Annotated in this window: 12 protein-coding genes; all 12 read left to right on the top strand. The window is 44.9% G+C overall.

Features of this window, described 5'->3' with window-relative positions:
- The first annotated feature begins 44 nt into the window (after positions 1-44).
- On the top strand, positions 45-374 hold the full coding sequence (locus tag ACP7H9_RS01800) for a Zn-ribbon protein (protein ID WP_011234515.1): 330 nt from the start codon (positions 45-47) through the stop codon (positions 372-374).
- 3 nt (positions 375-377) lie between these two features.
- Positions 378-677: a YeaC family protein gene (locus ACP7H9_RS01795; protein ID WP_417440673.1), complete on the top strand. Its 300-nt coding sequence runs from the start codon at positions 378-380 to the stop codon at positions 675-677.
- A complete protein-coding gene (locus ACP7H9_RS01790) occupies positions 674-1,147 on the top strand; it encodes a GAF domain-containing protein (RefSeq protein ID WP_439222110.1) in 474 nt (157 codons plus the stop codon). The genes ACP7H9_RS01795 and ACP7H9_RS01790 overlap by 4 nt, the downstream gene beginning before the upstream one ends.
- 1 nt (position 1,148) lies before the next feature.
- Positions 1,149-1,439, top strand: a complete 291-nt coding sequence (locus ACP7H9_RS01785) for a hypothetical protein (protein ID WP_011234518.1) — start codon at positions 1,149-1,151, stop codon at positions 1,437-1,439.
- Positions 1,432-2,058 (top strand): RNA chaperone ProQ, encoded by a 627-nt coding sequence (gene proQ, locus ACP7H9_RS01780; RefSeq protein ID WP_439222109.1) that lies wholly within the window; start codon positions 1,432-1,434, stop codon positions 2,056-2,058. Before ACP7H9_RS01785 ends, proQ begins: the two co-directional genes overlap by 8 nt.
- Positions 2,059-2,067: 9 nt before the next feature.
- Positions 2,068-4,125: a carboxy terminal-processing peptidase gene (gene prc / locus ACP7H9_RS01775; RefSeq protein WP_417440675.1), complete on the top strand. Its 2,058-nt coding sequence runs from the start codon at positions 2,068-2,070 to the stop codon at positions 4,123-4,125.
- Between the two features lie 110 nt (positions 4,126-4,235).
- Positions 4,236-5,621 carry a sodium-dependent transporter gene (locus ACP7H9_RS01770; RefSeq protein WP_110013110.1) on the top strand — a complete coding sequence of 462 codons (1,386 nt, stop codon included), beginning with the start codon at positions 4,236-4,238 and terminating at the stop codon, positions 5,619-5,621.
- A gap of 12 nt (positions 5,622-5,633) precedes the next feature.
- Positions 5,634-7,088: a Na+/H+ antiporter NhaC gene (nhaC, locus tag ACP7H9_RS01765; RefSeq protein ID WP_110013111.1), complete on the top strand. Its 1,455-nt coding sequence runs from the start codon at positions 5,634-5,636 to the stop codon at positions 7,086-7,088.
- 59 nt (positions 7,089-7,147) lie between these two features.
- Complete coding sequence (pepN, locus tag ACP7H9_RS01760; protein WP_439222108.1) at positions 7,148-9,739, top strand: aminopeptidase N; 2,592 nt, start codon at positions 7,148-7,150, stop codon at positions 9,737-9,739.
- A 23-nt stretch (positions 9,740-9,762) separates the two neighbouring features.
- Positions 9,763-9,990: a DUF2835 domain-containing protein gene (locus ACP7H9_RS01755; RefSeq protein WP_011234524.1), complete on the top strand. Its 228-nt coding sequence runs from the start codon at positions 9,763-9,765 to the stop codon at positions 9,988-9,990.
- 196 nt (positions 9,991-10,186) lie between these two features.
- Positions 10,187-15,034 (top strand): NAD-glutamate dehydrogenase, encoded by a 4,848-nt coding sequence (locus tag ACP7H9_RS01750; protein ID WP_439222107.1) that lies wholly within the window; start codon positions 10,187-10,189, stop codon positions 15,032-15,034.
- On the top strand, positions 15,034-16,038 hold the full coding sequence (gene pyrD, locus ACP7H9_RS01745; RefSeq protein ID WP_439222106.1) for a quinone-dependent dihydroorotate dehydrogenase: 1,005 nt from the start codon (positions 15,034-15,036) through the stop codon (positions 16,036-16,038). Before ACP7H9_RS01750 ends, pyrD begins: the two co-directional genes overlap by 1 nt.
- The last annotated feature ends 10 nt before the right edge of the window (positions 16,039-16,048 follow it).

Raw genomic sequence — 16,048 nt, 5'->3', positions numbered from 1 at the left:
CAAAAGCCTTATATTGCAAGGACTGCATAAGAGATAGGTAGTTTATGGCGTTAACACAATGTCCTTCGTGTAATAAGCGAATTTCAAGCAAAGTAAAAGAGTGCCCGCATTGCCAGTTTGTTCTGGCCGGTCAGTCTAAAGATGATATAGAGCGTGAAGCCATAAGGATAAAGCAGGAAAAATCTGATAAGTTGGTTTCCCGTTCAATGCTCGCCTTACTGATATCGATTGCCGCTTTTACTTATTTATTCCTTCAGCAACCCATGCCTAAAACGTGGCAATACAGCGTTGCCGTTGGTTTAATGGTCGGGGGATTAGTTTGGTTTATAATCAACCGCGTGCAGCTTGTCTTTTTAAAAAAGAAGAAGCGGTAAACTATGCAATTCGACGACTTAATTAAAAGTATGAATCAGGACATATACGAGCGTCTGGTTCAGGCGGTTGAAACCGGTAAATGGCCGGATGGTAATCGTTTAACTGATGAGCAACGTGAAAACTCCATTCAATTGGTTATGGCTTATCAGGCTCGATGCGCCAGCACTGAGGAAGCTTTTACTATAGGTGCTAACGGCGAAATAATTACGAAAACCAAACGGCAATTAAAAGAGCAGTTCAAAACGGACTCTGGCGAACAAATTGCTCGTTTCAAACTCGATCAACAAGAAGGCGAATTATGAGCTCTCAGCTGTATTCTGACTTATTAGCCCAAAGCCGGGCCTTAACAGAAGGTGAGCCTGATTTAATTGCAAATCTTGCGAATATCTCTGCGCTACTCTATGAGCACATTGAAGACATTAACTGGTTAGGTTTCTACCTTACTCGTTCCGATAACGAGTTGGTGTTAGGTCCTTTCCAGGGTCGCGTCGCTTGTGTTCGTATTGCGTTTGGAAAGGGCGTTTGCGGTGTTGCTGCAGAAACCCAAACCTGCCAGAGAGTTGAAGATGTTCACCAATTTGCCGGGCATATAGCTTGTGACTCAGCATCAAACAGTGAAGTTGTTGCACCTATCGTTGTTAATGACAAAACCGTTGCGGTACTGGATGTTGACAGCCCATCTGTAGGGCGCTTTAGCGAAGAAGACGCAAAAGCTATTCAGGCTATTGCTGACTACTGCCAAACTCTGAATTGGCAAGGGTTGCAATCATAGTATGTTTGTTGAATTCGATATTCACAGTTATTTAGTAACCAAACAAGATGTTATTTTCTTTGAAGAGCATGAAGAAGAAGCCGCTGATAAAATAAATGAAATGCTGCATCTTATTAATGCATTACGAGAGGATGACGATACAACAGAGCAGCTTGAAGAAATGGTTCGCCGTACTTTGTACGACTGGATTGAAGAGCCTGCATTGCTAGATTTGTCATTTGATGAAATGGACGACTATGTTCGAAACTTAATGAAAGTTGTCCGCGAACAGGAAGAAGAATGGAATGAGTGAACCTGAAAAGCTGACGAAAAGTAAAGATGTCATTGCCTATTTAGCCGAACAGTTTCCAGACTGTTTTACTATTAAAGGCGATGCCAAACCTTTAAAAATTGGTATTTTTGAAGATTTGGCGAAACGCCTTGAGGACGATGACAAAGTAAGTAAAACACGTTTAAGAACAGCTCTGCGTCATTACACCAATAGCTGGCGGTATCTGTACAGTGTTAAAACGGGGGCTCAGCGAGTGAACCTAGATGGCGAGCAGGTTGAAGCTGTAACGGAAGAACATCAGCAGCATGCCCAAGAGACTTTAAAAGAATCTAAAGCTAAAGTTGCAGAGAAAAATAAAGCAACCAACAAGGCTGCCGCCAAAAAAGCTCCGGCTAAAGATAAACCTGGAAATACAGCAAAAGCTAAACCGAAAACCGCAAAAAAGCCGGCCAAACCAAAAGTTAAATTGGCTGATGTGGAACTCAACAAGCTTTCTGTTGGTCAACAGGTTCAGGTAAAAGCGGGGAACACCCCCATGTCAGCAACAGTTTTAGAGCTGGACAAGGACGACGTTCAGGTTCAGTTGCAAAACGGTTTAATTATGAAAGTTAAAGCAGATAAGATTTTTCTGCGCGCTTAGGAGTAGTCAATGAAACACTGGGCTGTAAAGAAATGTGCATTGGCACTGATGTGTGTTGTTCCTGCTGCGGTTGCGATACCGCCAGAGCACAAGATCAGTGAATTACCAGAGTTAGAGCAGGAAGCTCAGCATGATACAGCCAGTGAGCGTATTACGTCCTACTTTACCCGTTATCATTTCAGTAGTCTGACCCTGGATAATGAGTTATCTGAGCAAATTCATGAGCGCTACTTTGACTTGCTGGATTACAGCAAGATGTTTCTGCTAAAAGAAGATGTAGAAGCCGCACAGGAGTATCGTCATTTATTTGATGACATGCTGAAACGGGGCGAACTTGATGTTGCTTACGACATTTATCAGAAAAGTCTTGAGCGTCGTTTCCAGCGTTACGAATATGCTCTATCTTTACTGGATGAAGACAAACCGATAGATTTTTCGGTTGAGGGCGACAAATACTATTATGATCGCGAAGATGCTGAGTGGGCAGAATCTAAAGATGAGTTGAATGATCTTTGGCAAAGCCGCGTTAAATACGATGCGCTTAATTTGAAACTGGCCGGTAAAGAGTGGCCTGAGATAGTTGAGACACTTGGTAAGCGTTATAACAGCGCATTAAACCGACTGACAAAATCGAAAAGCGAAGATGTTTTTCAAACCGTTATGAACGCGTTTGCCCGTTCAGTTGAACCACATACAAGTTACCTTTCGCCTTCCAATTCAGAGCGATTCCAGCAAAATATGAATCTTGAACTGGAAGGAATTGGCGCTGTGCTTCAGTCAGAATATGATTACACAATTATTCGTAGTTTAGTACCCGGTGGTCCGGCGGATAAAACCGATGAGCTCTCTCCGGAAGATAAAATTATTGCTGTAGGTCAGGGGACTGGTGAAGACGAAGAAGAATTCGTCGATGTCATCGGTATGCGTCTGGATGATGTTGTTGAGTTAATTAAAGGTCCTAAAGGCACAACGGTTCGCTTGCAGGTTTTAAAAGCCAGTCAGGGCGCTGGTGGCACACCTAGTGAAGTTGAAATTGTTCGTGACAAAGTCAAACTAGAAGACCGTGCAGCAAAAGCTGAAGTCAAAGAGTTTGAAGAGGGGCCGTATAAAGGTCGTCGTCTTGGTGTTATCGAAATTCCCGGGTTCTACAACAACCTGACCGCTGACGTGAAAAAGCTGATAGAAGACTTACAAAGCGACGAAGTAGAAGGTCTGGTGGTAGATTTGCGCGGTAATGGTGGTGGTGCGTTAACCGAAGCCATTAACTTAAGCGGTTTATTCATTGATAAAGGTCCGGTGGTTCAGGTTAGCGACGGTCGCGGACGTATTGATGTCAGTGAAGATAAAGACGGTAAAACATACTACGATGGACCATTGTTCGTTATGGTTGACCGTTACAGTGCTTCAGCATCAGAAATCTTTGCTGCCGCTATGCAGGACTACGAACGTGCCTTAATTATCGGCGAAAACACCTTTGGTAAAGGTACTGTACAGCAACATCGCGGATTGACTCGTCGCTTCGATTTCTACGATAAGCCATTAGGCAGCGTTCAATATACAATTGCGAAGTTCTACCGCATAGATGGTGGTAGTACGCAGTTAAGAGGCGTTCAACCAGACGTTGTGTTCCCTTCGTTTGTTGAAGCTTCAGACTGGGGTGAAAGCAAAGAAGACAACGCTTTACCCTGGGATAAAATTGATAAAGCGAGCTATAGCCCTGTTGATGAAATTAACAGCGCCGAAGTAAAAGAGCTGCAACAACAGTTAAACGAAAGAATTGAAGAAGACCCTGAGTTTTCTTATATATTTGAAGAAATAGAACGCTTCAGAGAAGAAAAAGATAAGACTTGGGTCAGTCTGGTGTTAGCTGAGCGTGAAGAAAAACAAGAGCAGCAAAAGAACAAGCAACTTAAACGAGTTAATGAACGTTTAAAACGTGCAGGTAAAGAGCCTGTAGAAGACGTTGAAGATGCTCCTGAAGAATTTACCGAGATCGACCCTTTGCTCGATCAAGCGGCTTTAGTTGCATTTGATTTTATTGATAAAAATCAACTCGCCTCAAATTAAATAAACCTTTTAAAAATACCGCCTTTACGGCGGTATTTTTTTGTGCGCTTGTCATAGACCCCAGTTTTGTGGTCATATAGCGCGTTAATGAACACAAACGATTAATAATAATGACAACAAATAATCAGGCGATATCAAGCCGATGGTCAAGTCGGTTAAGTTTTATACTGGCCTCCTCAGCTGCCGCTGTGGGTTTAGGCAATATCTGGAAATTTCCCTACGTTATGGGCGAGAACGGCGGCGGTGCCTTCGTTCTGGTTTACCTCCTTTGTATTTTAGCCATTGGCATTCCAATTATGATGGCTGAAGTGATTATTGGCCGTCGTGGCCGACACTCGCCAGGCTATGCAGCTAAGTCGGTAGCATTAGAGTCAGGCAAGCATCCTGCCTGGCAAGTTGCAGGTTGGCTGGGAATGTTGACCGGTTATCTGGTTTTAAGTTTCTACGCGGTTATAGCGGGCTGGGCGCTGGCTTATGTCTTTAAAGCCGCACAAGGTGTATTTACCAATGCATCTGCCGAAGCAGTAGGAAAAACCTTTGATGCACTGCAAGCGTCGCCCGGCGAATTGATGATGTGGCATAGCCTGATTGTTGTCGCGACCATTTTAGTGGTTGGCAACGGCGTTAAGAATGGTCTGGAAAGGTCGGTTAGACTGCTTCTGCCGTGCATGATTGTGTTGCTGGTTTGTATTGCTCTTTATTCCGGCAGTATTGGTGACTTTTCTGCGGCCGTTGGCTTTATGTTCGAACCAGACTTCAGCAAGTTGAGCGTTAACGGCGTTATGGTCGCGCTAGGCCATTCTTTTTTCACTCTGGGGTTGGCTTCCGGTGTTGTGATTATGTATGGCGCTTACTTACCAAGAGAAACCTCTATAGTACAAACCAGTGTCTGGATTGCTGTTATTGATACCTTTGTCGCGTTGTTAGCGGGACTGGCAATATTTCCTCTGGTTTTCGGTTACGGCTTAACGCCAAGCGAAGGCCCGGGCCTTATTTTTACGACCTTACCTTTAGCTTTCAGTGAAATGCCTGCCGGAGGCTTTGTTGGAACCGTATTCTTCATTATGCTGGTTATTGCGGCGTTTACTTCAGCTATTGCCATGATTGAATCATCGGTTGCCTTTGTTTCAGAAAAGTTTTCCTTAAACCGCTGGCCGGCAACCTTAGTTTCTGCCGGAGTGCTATGGCTATTGGGACAGTTGACCATCCATTCATTTGCCGGCTCCGGCTGGGCTCAATTAGACTCCGAGTGGTTAGGTAAGCCAATTGAGTCACTCTTTGATATTATTGACGTTTTAACATCGAGCTTACTGTTACCGCTAGGCGGCTTGCTGCTCGCTTTATTAGCGGGCTGGGTCATGCGTTCGGAGTTCACGAAAGACGAACTGGATACAAAAAAAGGCATTTTCGATGTCTGGCTGCTGTGCGTTAAATATATTTCTCCAGTCGCTATCATTATTATTTTTTTACAGCTAATAGGCTTTATAAAACTTTAGGTTGAATAATTAATGAGTCATAAAACAAAAGCACCCAGTTTATTACAGGCGCTGATTCCTTTACTTGCGCTAATTGCAATGCTGTCCTCGTCGGTTTATTTATTTGGCGAAGACTCTTCTTATGGACCCAACCAGATAGCCTTGTTAGTGGCGGCCGGTATTGCTGTCATCATAGGTTTTAAAAATGGCTTTAGCTGGGAACAAATAGAAGAGGGCATAACCGAGGGGATTTCTGTCGCCCTGGGCGCAATGTTAATCATTCTTGCCGTCGGTTCATTAATCGGTACCTGGTTACTGTCCGGTACGGTTCCAACATTAATTTACTTTGGCCTGGAACTGCTAAACCCAAGCTTATTTTATGCGGCAAGTTGTATTATTTGTGGCGTGGTAGCGCTGTCTATCGGAAGTTCGTGGACAACTGCAGCAACCATTGGTGTGGCATTAATGGGCGTAGCTTCCGGTATGGGGTTAGAGCCTGGTATCGCCGCCGGTGCAATTGTTTCAGGAGCATACTTCGGCGATAAAATGTCACCTTTGTCTGATACCACCAACCTGGCTCCTGCCGTCGCAGGCACTGAGCTGTTCGCTCACATTCGTTATATGGGGTATACCGCAGGGCCGGCTTTTATTATCTCGATAGCCTTGTTCTTAATTCTTGGTCTTAACGCCGATACCAACGTTAGTTTACAGCGTCTGGAATTGATGCAGGAACAACTAAGCGCAACCTTCAACGTTGGCTGGGAAATGTTGGTTCCTTTAGCTGTGTTGCTATACCTGGCAGCAACACGCAAACCGGCGTTACCCACAGTATTTTTCGGAGCCTTGCTCGGCGGCGTGTGGGCGTTAATTTTTCAACCTGAAATGGTCAGTCAAATAGCCGGAGAAGAGGGCTGGATTGCCTCGTTAAAAGTAGTTTGGTTGGCGTTATCAGATGGCGTAGCGGTGAGTACAGGCAGTGCCAATCTTGATTCATTGTTAAGCGGCGGTGGTATGTCGTCAATGTTAAATACCGTCTGGCTCATTTTAAGTGCCATGACCTTTGGTGCTATTATGGAAAAAGTTGGCCTGCTGGAACGCTTTATCCGCGGCATGTTGAAGTCAGCTAAGAGTGTTGGCTCGCTGGTTACCGGAACCATTTTTACCTGTTTTGGCGCGAACGTATTAACCGCTGACCAATATATGGCGATTGTACTGCCGGGCCGTATGTTTAAAGAAGAGTATGAACGTCGCAACCTGGATCCGAGATTGCTTTCCCGTACTCTGGAAGACAGTGGTACCATTACATCGGCTCTCATTCCGTGGAACACATGCGGAGCTTATATGTTTTCAGTACTTGCCGTTAGTCCGTTCGAATATGGTATTTATGCGTTCTTTAATTACCTGACCCCGCTAATCGCCATAATTCTTGCCTATACCGGCTGGACTATCTTGTATTTGAATCCAAAAGATAAAACGGCTGAAGCCTAATTAGAGCGAACAGCCGTGCGCAAGAAAGCTACTTAGAGAACTAAATACAGAAGGAAGCTATGACACAATTACCAAAGGCTAAATATCGTAAAGATTATCAAGAACCTGAATTCGCAATAACGGATGTCGATTTAACCTTTAATCTTCATCCAACAGAAACTCGGGTAACGAGCGTCTTAAAAGTTGTACGGCAAGGCGATCATGCAAAGCCTTTGGTACTCGACGGGGAACAACTCACCTTATTGAGCTTGAAAGTCGATGGTGAAGACGTCGCTGAGGATGCATATCAATGTAACGAGCACAGCCTGACACTCAACACGTCGCTCAAGTCGTTTACCCTCGAAATTGAAAATAGCATTAACCCAACGGCTAATGAGGCGCTTGAAGGTCTGTATCTGGCTGAAGACACCTTCTGTACGCAATGCGAAGCAGAAGGCTTCCGACGTATCACTTATTACCCCGATCGGCCTGATGTTCTGGCAAAATTTACAACCACAATTATTGCCGATAAAGCAGAGTTTCCATATCTATTGTCAAATGGTAACCGCATAAAGCAGCTGGATCTTGATAACGGAAAACATATGGCAACCTGGCAGGATCCGTTTCCTAAGCCTTGTTATCTGTTTGCTCTTGTCGCGGGTAATTTCGATGTATTACGTGACGAATTTACTACCAGGGAAGGGCGTACCGTCGATTTAGAGCTCTTTGTTGATAAAGGGAATCTGGATAGAGCTGACCACGCCATGTTGTCGCTTAAGAATGCGATGAAATGGGATGAGGAGCGTTTCGACCTGGTCTACGATCTGGATATTTATATGATTGTAGCCGTCGATTTCTTCAATATGGGAGCTATGGAAAACAAAGGCCTGAACGTTTTCAATGCGAAGTATGTTTTAGCGAATCCCGCGACGGCAACCGATCAGGACTTTCTCAACGTTGAGTCCGTTATTGGTCACGAATACTTCCATAACTGGACTGGAAACCGCGTGACGTGCCGTGACTGGTTTCAGTTGAGCTTAAAAGAAGGACTGACTGTTTTCCGCGATCAGGAGTTCAGTTCAGATCTTGGCTCCAGAGCCGTCAACCGCATTCAGGATGTCCGGGTTATTCGTAGCCACCAGTTCGCTGAAGATGCAGGGCCCATGGCACATCCGATTCGCCCGGATAAAGTGGTTCAAATGAATAACTTTTATACGGTGACGGTCTATAACAAAGGCGCCGAAGTTATTCGAATGATCCATACTTTATTGGGAGAGTCCGGCTTTCAGAAAGGCATGAAGCTTTATTTTGAGCGTCACGATGGTAAGGCTGTAACCTGTGAAGATTTCGTTCAGGCTATGGAAGATGCAAACGGCGAAGACTTCAGTCGCTTCCGTCATTGGTACTCGCAGGCAGGAACGCCGGTTGTTACCGCGGAACAGTCTTACGATAAAGATGCGAAGCAACTAACCCTGGTGCTCAAACAGGAAACTGCGTCTACTCCCGGACAAGAGCAAAAGGCTCCTTTCCATATTCCGGTTAAATGGTCAGCCTATAGCGAGCAGGGCGCAGAACTGTCATTAAGTGATAATAATTTATTGCACTTAAAAGAAAATGAAACGACTTTTACCTTTGATAATGTTGCGGAGAAACCCATTTTATCTTTATTCGATAATTTCTCTGCGCCAGTTAAAGTAAAACGCACCATAAGCGATGACGAACTACGAGTACTGCTGGCTCATAGCAAAGATGACTTTAGTCGTTGGGATGCGGCACAGTCTTTGTTTACCCGAATGATTGAAAAGGGAATTAATGACCATTCCGCTATTGAATTATCAGCACAAACTATTGATGCATGCAGGAACCTGCTTCAGGCAAATACGGATCCAGCACTAAAAGCTCTGGCCTTAACACTGCCTTCAGCCTCAACGATTGCTGATAATTATGAAACCATTCCGGTAGAAGCAATTAATACCCAGTTGAAGTCACTAAAAACACAATTGGCAGTTGCGCTGGAGGATGATTTTAGCCAGCTTCTGAGTGCCTGTAAGTCAGAAAAAGCCTACCAGTTAGTGGGTGATGAAATAGCCAAACGTCAGCTGAAACAGGTTTGTTTAAGCTACTTAGCCGAATTAGGCGACGCAGCGACCGATAAGTTGACAGAACAGTTTGACCAGGCCGATAACCTGACTGATCAACTGGGTGCAATGCAGGCCGGAGTGTGGGCTAATCATTCTGCAGCCGAGTCTTTACTTAATAATTTTGAGCAGCAATGGCGTGGCGAAAAACTGGTAATGGACAAGTGGTTCAGCACTCAGGCTCTTGCTAATAACGAAGCTACGGTGGAGCGCGTTAAAGATTTAATGACGCACCCCGATTTCTCGATAAAAAATCCAAACCGGGTGTATTCACTGCTTGCCGCGTTCACTCAAAATCAACCTCAGTTTCATAAAACTGACGGGGCAGGGTATGAACTGATAGGCTCAGTCATTCAACAACTGAATACTAGCAACCCTCAGGTTGCCTCAAGACTGCTCTCTGCTTTTGTCAGTTGGCGCCGGTATGATGAGAATCGCCAGAAATTAATGCGCAATCAGCTTGAGTCTTTACGTCAATTGCCAAACCTGGCCAGTGACTTATTTGAAAAAATAGAAAGTTGTCTAACTGAATAATTATTTAAAGGTATTAACCAACGGTGATCATTGAGTATGTTTTTAACCTAAGTATGAGCTATCAGGAGTTTTGCGATGTTTATTACAGCAAGGGTTATCAACAAATTGTAGTAACGACCGTTAACGGCACGCGGGTAGCACTACCCGCGGGGCGTTTAATTCCTTTTATCGATAACCAGGGCGTGCGTGGACGCTTCCTTTTACAAGTTGATGAGCAGCAAAAGTTCGTTGGATTAAAACGGCTGACTTAGAGTCCATTCATTTAAACTAAATAGTTATATTATTTTACTTGCCATATCTGGTCTAAACACCTGTTTTTAGCGCGAATAAGCGTTGAAACCCCAGCGTAAATGTTCGACAATAACATCAATCATATATTCTCTGGCCGTGGGCCGCATTTGGGCTTGCCTACGACGTTTCACCAACAACCTCAAGGACTCTGCAATTATGTCGTTGGTCGATAGTCAATCTCCGGTTTTACTGGAAAAAGTCGTTGAATTGATAAAAAAGAAAGTTCCCGCCTCTCAAGCGCACTTAGTAGCAGATTTTGCCAAGCGCTTATATCGCAATATTGCCAGTGATGATTTAACGAACCGCCACGATAGTGATATGTACGGTGCGGTTTTGGGTTTATGGCACAGCTTTAATGAGTATAAACCCGGTGATAAAGCACTGATAAAAGTATATAACCCTGAAGTCCCGACGGACGGCTGGGAGTCTCCTCATACCATTATTGAAATTATTCAAAATGATATGCCATTTATGGTCGACTCAGTGCGCATGGCGCTGGCTCGTCTGGGCATTACATCGCATTTATTACTGCATATGCCGTTGAGCCATAAACGGGACAAAAATAGCCAGGTTACTGAATTACAGAAACCGGGTACCCGTAGCGATGATAACTATGTCGACACGGTTTTTCTTATTGAAATAGACCGCCAAACCAGCAAGGAAGAAATAAAAACGTTAAAAAGTGAGCTGGTGTCGGTAATGGAAGAAATCAGTCTTGCTGTTGAAGACTGGCAGGCTATGCGTAAGCGTCTACAGACGGTTTCGGAGCAACTGGATCATGAATACTATCCGGGCTCAAAAAAAGAAAAGAAAGAAATTAAAGAGTTCTTACAATGGCTGGCGAATGATAACTTCACGTTAACCGGTTACCGTTCCTATGAGCTAACTCCGGTGAAAGGCGACTACGAACTCAAACAGGTTAAAGACTCCAGTCTGGGGTTAATGAAAAACTCCGTTAGTGAAAAAGGACGTTTGGTTTCCAGCTTACCGGAGGATGCGCGCGAAATAACGCACAACGAACGCCTGTTACTGTTGACCAAAACCAACTCGAAATCACGGGTTCATCGTCCAGCATACTCAGACTACATTGGTGTTAAACGCTTTAATGAAGACGGCGAAGTCATAGGTGAAGACCGCTTTATTGGTTTGTATTCGGCCAACTTCTATAACAACAGTGCACGTGATATCCCGTTGGTGAGTGAGAAAATATCTCGCGTATTAGACATGTCAGGCTTTGCTCCGCAGTCTCACGCGGCTAAAGCACTGTTGAATATTTTAGAGACTTATCCTCGTGACGAAATTGTGCAGGCAGAAGAAGATGACTTACTAACTGTCGGTCTGGGCGTGTTGCAAATGCAAGAGCGCGACATGACCCGCGTTTTTCTGCGCCGCGATATTTTCGGCCGCTTTATGTCGTGCATGGTTTATGTGCCAAAAGAGCGCTATAACACCTTGTTACGTCAACGAACTCAAAGTGTGTTGGCGCGTACATTGAAAACCGAATACGACGTCGACTTTACCACTTATTTTTCAGAGTCTTCGTTAGCAAGAACACATTATACCGTGCGTTTGAGCGAAGACCATCAGGATGTGAACGTGAAAGAATTAGAACAGAACTTAATTGAAGCGGCCCGCACGTGGGAAGACAACTTCGAACGTATTTTGCAGTCCACTTTCGGGGAAGCAAATGCTACCCGTTTAAACAAACGATACGCTACGGCATTTCCCCGTGCGTATAAAGAAGACGTTTTACCGTCGGTAGCAATTTCAGACATAAAACAACTGGAATCGTTAAATGACGAACATAAACTGGGTATGGTGTTATACCGTGCTCAGGAAGAAAAAGACGACAGTAAACATCTGCACTTGAAGCTGTTCCATAAAGACGAACCGATTCATCTGTCGGACGTACTGCCGATGCTCGAGAACTTCGGGTTACGGGTTATTGGCGAAAGCCCTTACCAGATTAAAACGGGCGACGGTGATGTGTACTGGGTTCTTGATTTCCACATGCTTCACACTGCAGGCTCGTTGAATCTGGAAGAGAGTCGTGAAACCTTCCAGGAAGCCTTTGCGTTAGTCTGGAACGGTAAATTAGAAGACGACGGCTTTAACCGCTTGGTACTAGGTGCCGGCATGAATGGCCGTCAGGCCACTATTTTGCGTATGTTTGCGAAATACATGCGTCAAATTGGCACCACATTCAGCCAAAGCTACATAGAGAGTACGTTCAGTAAGTATCCTCTGCTGGCCAAGCTGGTTGTGAAGATGTTTTACAGCAAGTTTGAACCGGGTACAAAAGGTGTTGAGAAAAAGCTTGAAGCACTTCATACCCGTATTAATACCGAGTTGGACAACGTTGCCAACCTTGACGATGACCGTATTATTCGTCGCTATGTCGAACTGATTGATGCAGCTTTGCGTACCAACTTCTTCCAGAAAGACGAGCAGGGCAACGACAAACCTTATATTTCAGTTAAGTTCTTGCCTGAGCTGGTACCGGAAATGCCGTTACCGTTACCTAAGTTTGAAATTTTTGTTTACTCGCCGAAAGTCGAAGGTGTGCATCTTCGTGGCGGTAAAGTAGCTCGTGGTGGCTTGCGCTGGTCAGACCGTCGTGAAGACTTCCGCACCGAAGTACTTGGTCTGGTAAAAGCTCAGCAAGTGAAGAACACCGTTATTGTACCTGTGGGTGCAAAAGGCGGCTTTATTTGTAAAGCTTTACCGGAAGACAGAGAAGGCATGATGGCCGAGGGTAAAGAGTGCTATAAAACCTTTATCCGTGCGTTACTGGACATTACCGATAACATCGTTGAAGGAGAAATTGTTCCTCCGAAAAGTGTTGTTCGCCGTGACGAAGACGACCCATACCTGGTTGTTGCCGCAGATAAAGGTACTGCAACTTTCTCTGATATCGCTAACGGTATTTCAGCTGAATATAACTTCTGGTTGGGTGATGCCTTTGCATCAGGCGGCTCAGTTGGCTATGACCACAAGAAAATGGGTATTACCGCTCGTGGTGCCTGGGAATCAGTTAAACGCCATTTCCGCGAAATGGGTATCGATTGCCAAACCACAGACTTTACCTGTGTTGCCATTGGTGACATGGGTGGCGATGTATTTGGTAACGGCATGTTGCTGTCCAAGCATACGCGCTTACAAGCGGCATTTAACCACTTGCACATCTTTATTGATCCGGAGCCAGACGCTGCGAAATCCTGGGAAGAGCGTGACCGTTTATTCAAAATGCCGCGTTCAAGCTGGGATGATTACAACCGCGAATTGATTTCAAAAGGTGGTGGCATCTTCAACAGAAGTGCTAAAGCGATTGAGCTAACGCCTGAAATTAAGAAAATGCTGGGTACCCAGAAAAAATCAATGACACCGAATGATTTGATCAAAGCCTGCTTAACGATGGAAGTTGATCTTATCTGGAATGGTGGTATCGGTACTTACGTTAAAGGCAAAGCCGAAACCGACAGCGATGTTGGTGACCGCGCTAACGATGCGTTGCGCGTTAACGGTCGCGAGCTGAACGCGAAAATTATCGGTGAGGGCGGCAACTTAGGCTTTACCCAGTTAGGCCGTATTGAATTTGCACAAAACGGTGGACGAGTTAATACCGACTTTGTCGATAACGTGGGTGGCGTGGACTGCTCAGATAACGAAGTTAATATTAAAATCTTACTTAACGGTTTAGTTAACAGTGGCGATCTGACGAAGAAGCAACGCGATAAACTGCTTTACGATATGACCGACGATGTCGCGAAAATTGTTCTTGATGACTGTAACAGACAAACACAGTCAATTTCGGTAACAGCATTGCGTGGCACCGATCAAGTTAAAGAATACACGCGGTTTATTCATCACCTTGAGCGCGAGCATTCGTTGAATCGTCAGCTTGAGTTTTTACCTGATGATGATGAGTTAGTTGAGCGTCAAGCAACGAACCAGGGCTTAACACGTCCGGAGCTGTCTATTATTACGGCTTACGGAAAAATGGTTCTTAAAGAGCAGTTGATAACGGATGAAATCACAGAAGATCCGTACCACATGCGTGAACTTTTTGACTCCTTCCCGGAGGCTTTACGTGAGCGTTTTGCTGACAGCATGGTATCTCATCCGCTGAAAGGTCAGATTATTGCCACTAAGCTCGCCAATAATATCGTTAACGATATGGGACCAAACTTTGTTTTCCGCAAGCAGGAGGCAACCGGCTCGACAGTTGCTGAAATAGCTTCTGCTTATGTCGTTGCCCGCGAGTGTTTTAAAGTTGAAGAGCTGTGGGAACAAATTGAGGCACTGAATAATAAAGTGCCTGCCGAAGTTCAGAATGAAGTTTTATTCCAGCTTCGTCGTATGGTTCGCCGCGCAACTCGTTGGTTCTTGCGTCATCGTAATCCAGCTCTGAGTGGCATTCAGGAGCACTTAGATTTCTACATGGGTGCATTTGACGACTTACGCGAGAACAGCCTCAAGTATATGGTTGAAGACGAAGCTAAACTCATTCAAGAAACGATTGAGAAGTATAAAGAGCATGGCTTCCCTGCCAAGTTGGCAAAACAAATTGCGAGCCTGAGCACAGTATTTTCTGCCATGGATCTTGCTGAAGTTGCCAATGAAACAGGACAGTCGTTCAAGACGGTTGGTACGCTTTACTTCCGCCTGGGTGCGGAAATAAACTTACATTGGTTCTTAATACAAATTAATAACCAACCTGTGGCGAACCACTGGCAAGCCCTGGCAAGAGCGGCATTCCGTGAAGAGCTCGATTGGCAGCAACGTTCGTTAACTCAAGTTGTACTACGTTCAACACCAGACGTAAGCGACCCGGAAAAGATGATCAGCGAGTGGATAGAGCAAAACGAAGTGTTGTTATCTCGTTGGCAGCAAATGCTGTCAGACTTCCGTACAACGAAGAGCCACGAGTTTGCTAAATTCTCGGTCGCTTTGCGCGAGCTTATGCTGTTGAGCCACAACTGTGCACCTAAAGTGATCAGTTAATGTACAACCTTATAAAGCCATTGTTGTTCCGCCAGGATCCCGAGAAAACGCACGAGTTAATGCTCGGGATCCTGAGTAAATGGCATCGCACACCGTTGTCGCTGTTCTGGAAGCAAAACGTAGCCAGCAAACCGGTTCGGGTTATGGGAATTGATTTCCCTAACCCAGTCGGTCTAGCGGCTGGTCTTGATAAAAACGCCGAGTGTATAGACGCATTTTCTCAAATGGGTTTTGGTTTTATCGAAGTTGGTACAGTGACACCTGTAGCTCAGCCGGGTAATGATAAACCTCGTTTATTCCGCTTGACCGAAGACGAAGCAATTATTAACCGCATGGGTTTCAACAACGATGGGGTTGATGAGCTTGTTAAGAATGTCAAAGCGTCTTCTTATAAAGGCGTGTTAGGCATTAATATCGGTAAAAACAAAAACACGCCGGAAGAGCAGGCCATTGATGACTACCTTGCGTGTCTGAATAAGGTTTATCCTTACGCAGACTATGTCACGATTAACATTTCATCTCCTAATACTCCGGGTTTAAGAAACCTTCAGCACGGCTCCAGTCTTGATGGTTTATTGTCCAGCCTTAAAACGGCTCAGCTGACTTTGGCAAAAGAGCATGATCGCTACGTGCCGCTGGTTGTTAAAATAGCTCCGGATCTTGAAGATCATGAAGTTGAAGTCATGGCGCAGTCATTGTTAAAGAATGAAATGGACGGCGTAATAGCAACCAACACAACTTTGTCGCGTGACGGATTGCAAAGCAGTCAGGCCGGTGAAGCAGGGGGCCTAAGCGGTAAACCACTTCAGGATAAAAGTACTCGAGTGATAGAGCTGTTATGTAAAACTTTGCAAAGAAAAATGCCGGTTATAGGCGTTGGTGGTATTGATTCAGTTGAGTCAGCAGAGGCCAAACTCAAGGCTGGAGCGAGCCTGGTGCAAGTTTACACTGGGTTTATCTATCAAGGCCCAAGGCTAATTCGCTCAATTGTTAGTCACTTGTAATGGTTAAGTG

Source organism: Idiomarina sp. ST20R2A10 (assembly GCF_051842345.1).
GTDB classification, from domain to species: domain Bacteria; phylum Pseudomonadota; class Gammaproteobacteria; order Enterobacterales; family Alteromonadaceae; genus Idiomarina; species Idiomarina loihiensis.
This window is presented reverse-complemented; position numbering and strand designations above follow the sequence as displayed.

Bases quoted from the DNA above. Each gene is read 5' to 3' on its own strand.
- prc (WP_417440675.1), top strand. From the start codon at position 2,068: ATGAAACACTGGGCTGTAAAGAAATGTGCATTGGCACTGATGTGTGTT.
- pepN (WP_439222108.1), top strand. From the start codon at position 7,148: ATGACACAATTACCAAAGGCTAAATATCGTAAAGATTATCAAGAACCT.
- pyrD (WP_439222106.1), top strand. From the start codon at position 15,034: ATGTACAACCTTATAAAGCCATTGTTGTTCCGCCAGGATCCCGAGAAA.
- ACP7H9_RS01785 (WP_011234518.1), top strand. From the start codon at position 1,149: ATGTTTGTTGAATTCGATATTCACAGTTATTTAGTAACCAAACAAGAT.
- ACP7H9_RS01790 (WP_439222110.1), top strand. From the start codon at position 674: ATGAGCTCTCAGCTGTATTCTGACTTATTAGCCCAAAGCCGGGCCTTA.
- ACP7H9_RS01770 (WP_110013110.1), top strand. From the start codon at position 4,236: ATGACAACAAATAATCAGGCGATATCAAGCCGATGGTCAAGTCGGTTA.
- ACP7H9_RS01800 (WP_011234515.1), top strand. From the start codon at position 45: ATGGCGTTAACACAATGTCCTTCGTGTAATAAGCGAATTTCAAGCAAA.
- nhaC (WP_110013111.1), top strand. From the start codon at position 5,634: ATGAGTCATAAAACAAAAGCACCCAGTTTATTACAGGCGCTGATTCCT.
- ACP7H9_RS01750 (WP_439222107.1), top strand. From the start codon at position 10,187: ATGTCGTTGGTCGATAGTCAATCTCCGGTTTTACTGGAAAAAGTCGTT.
- ACP7H9_RS01795 (WP_417440673.1), top strand. From the start codon at position 378: ATGCAATTCGACGACTTAATTAAAAGTATGAATCAGGACATATACGAG.
- proQ (WP_439222109.1), top strand. From the start codon at position 1,432: ATGAGTGAACCTGAAAAGCTGACGAAAAGTAAAGATGTCATTGCCTAT.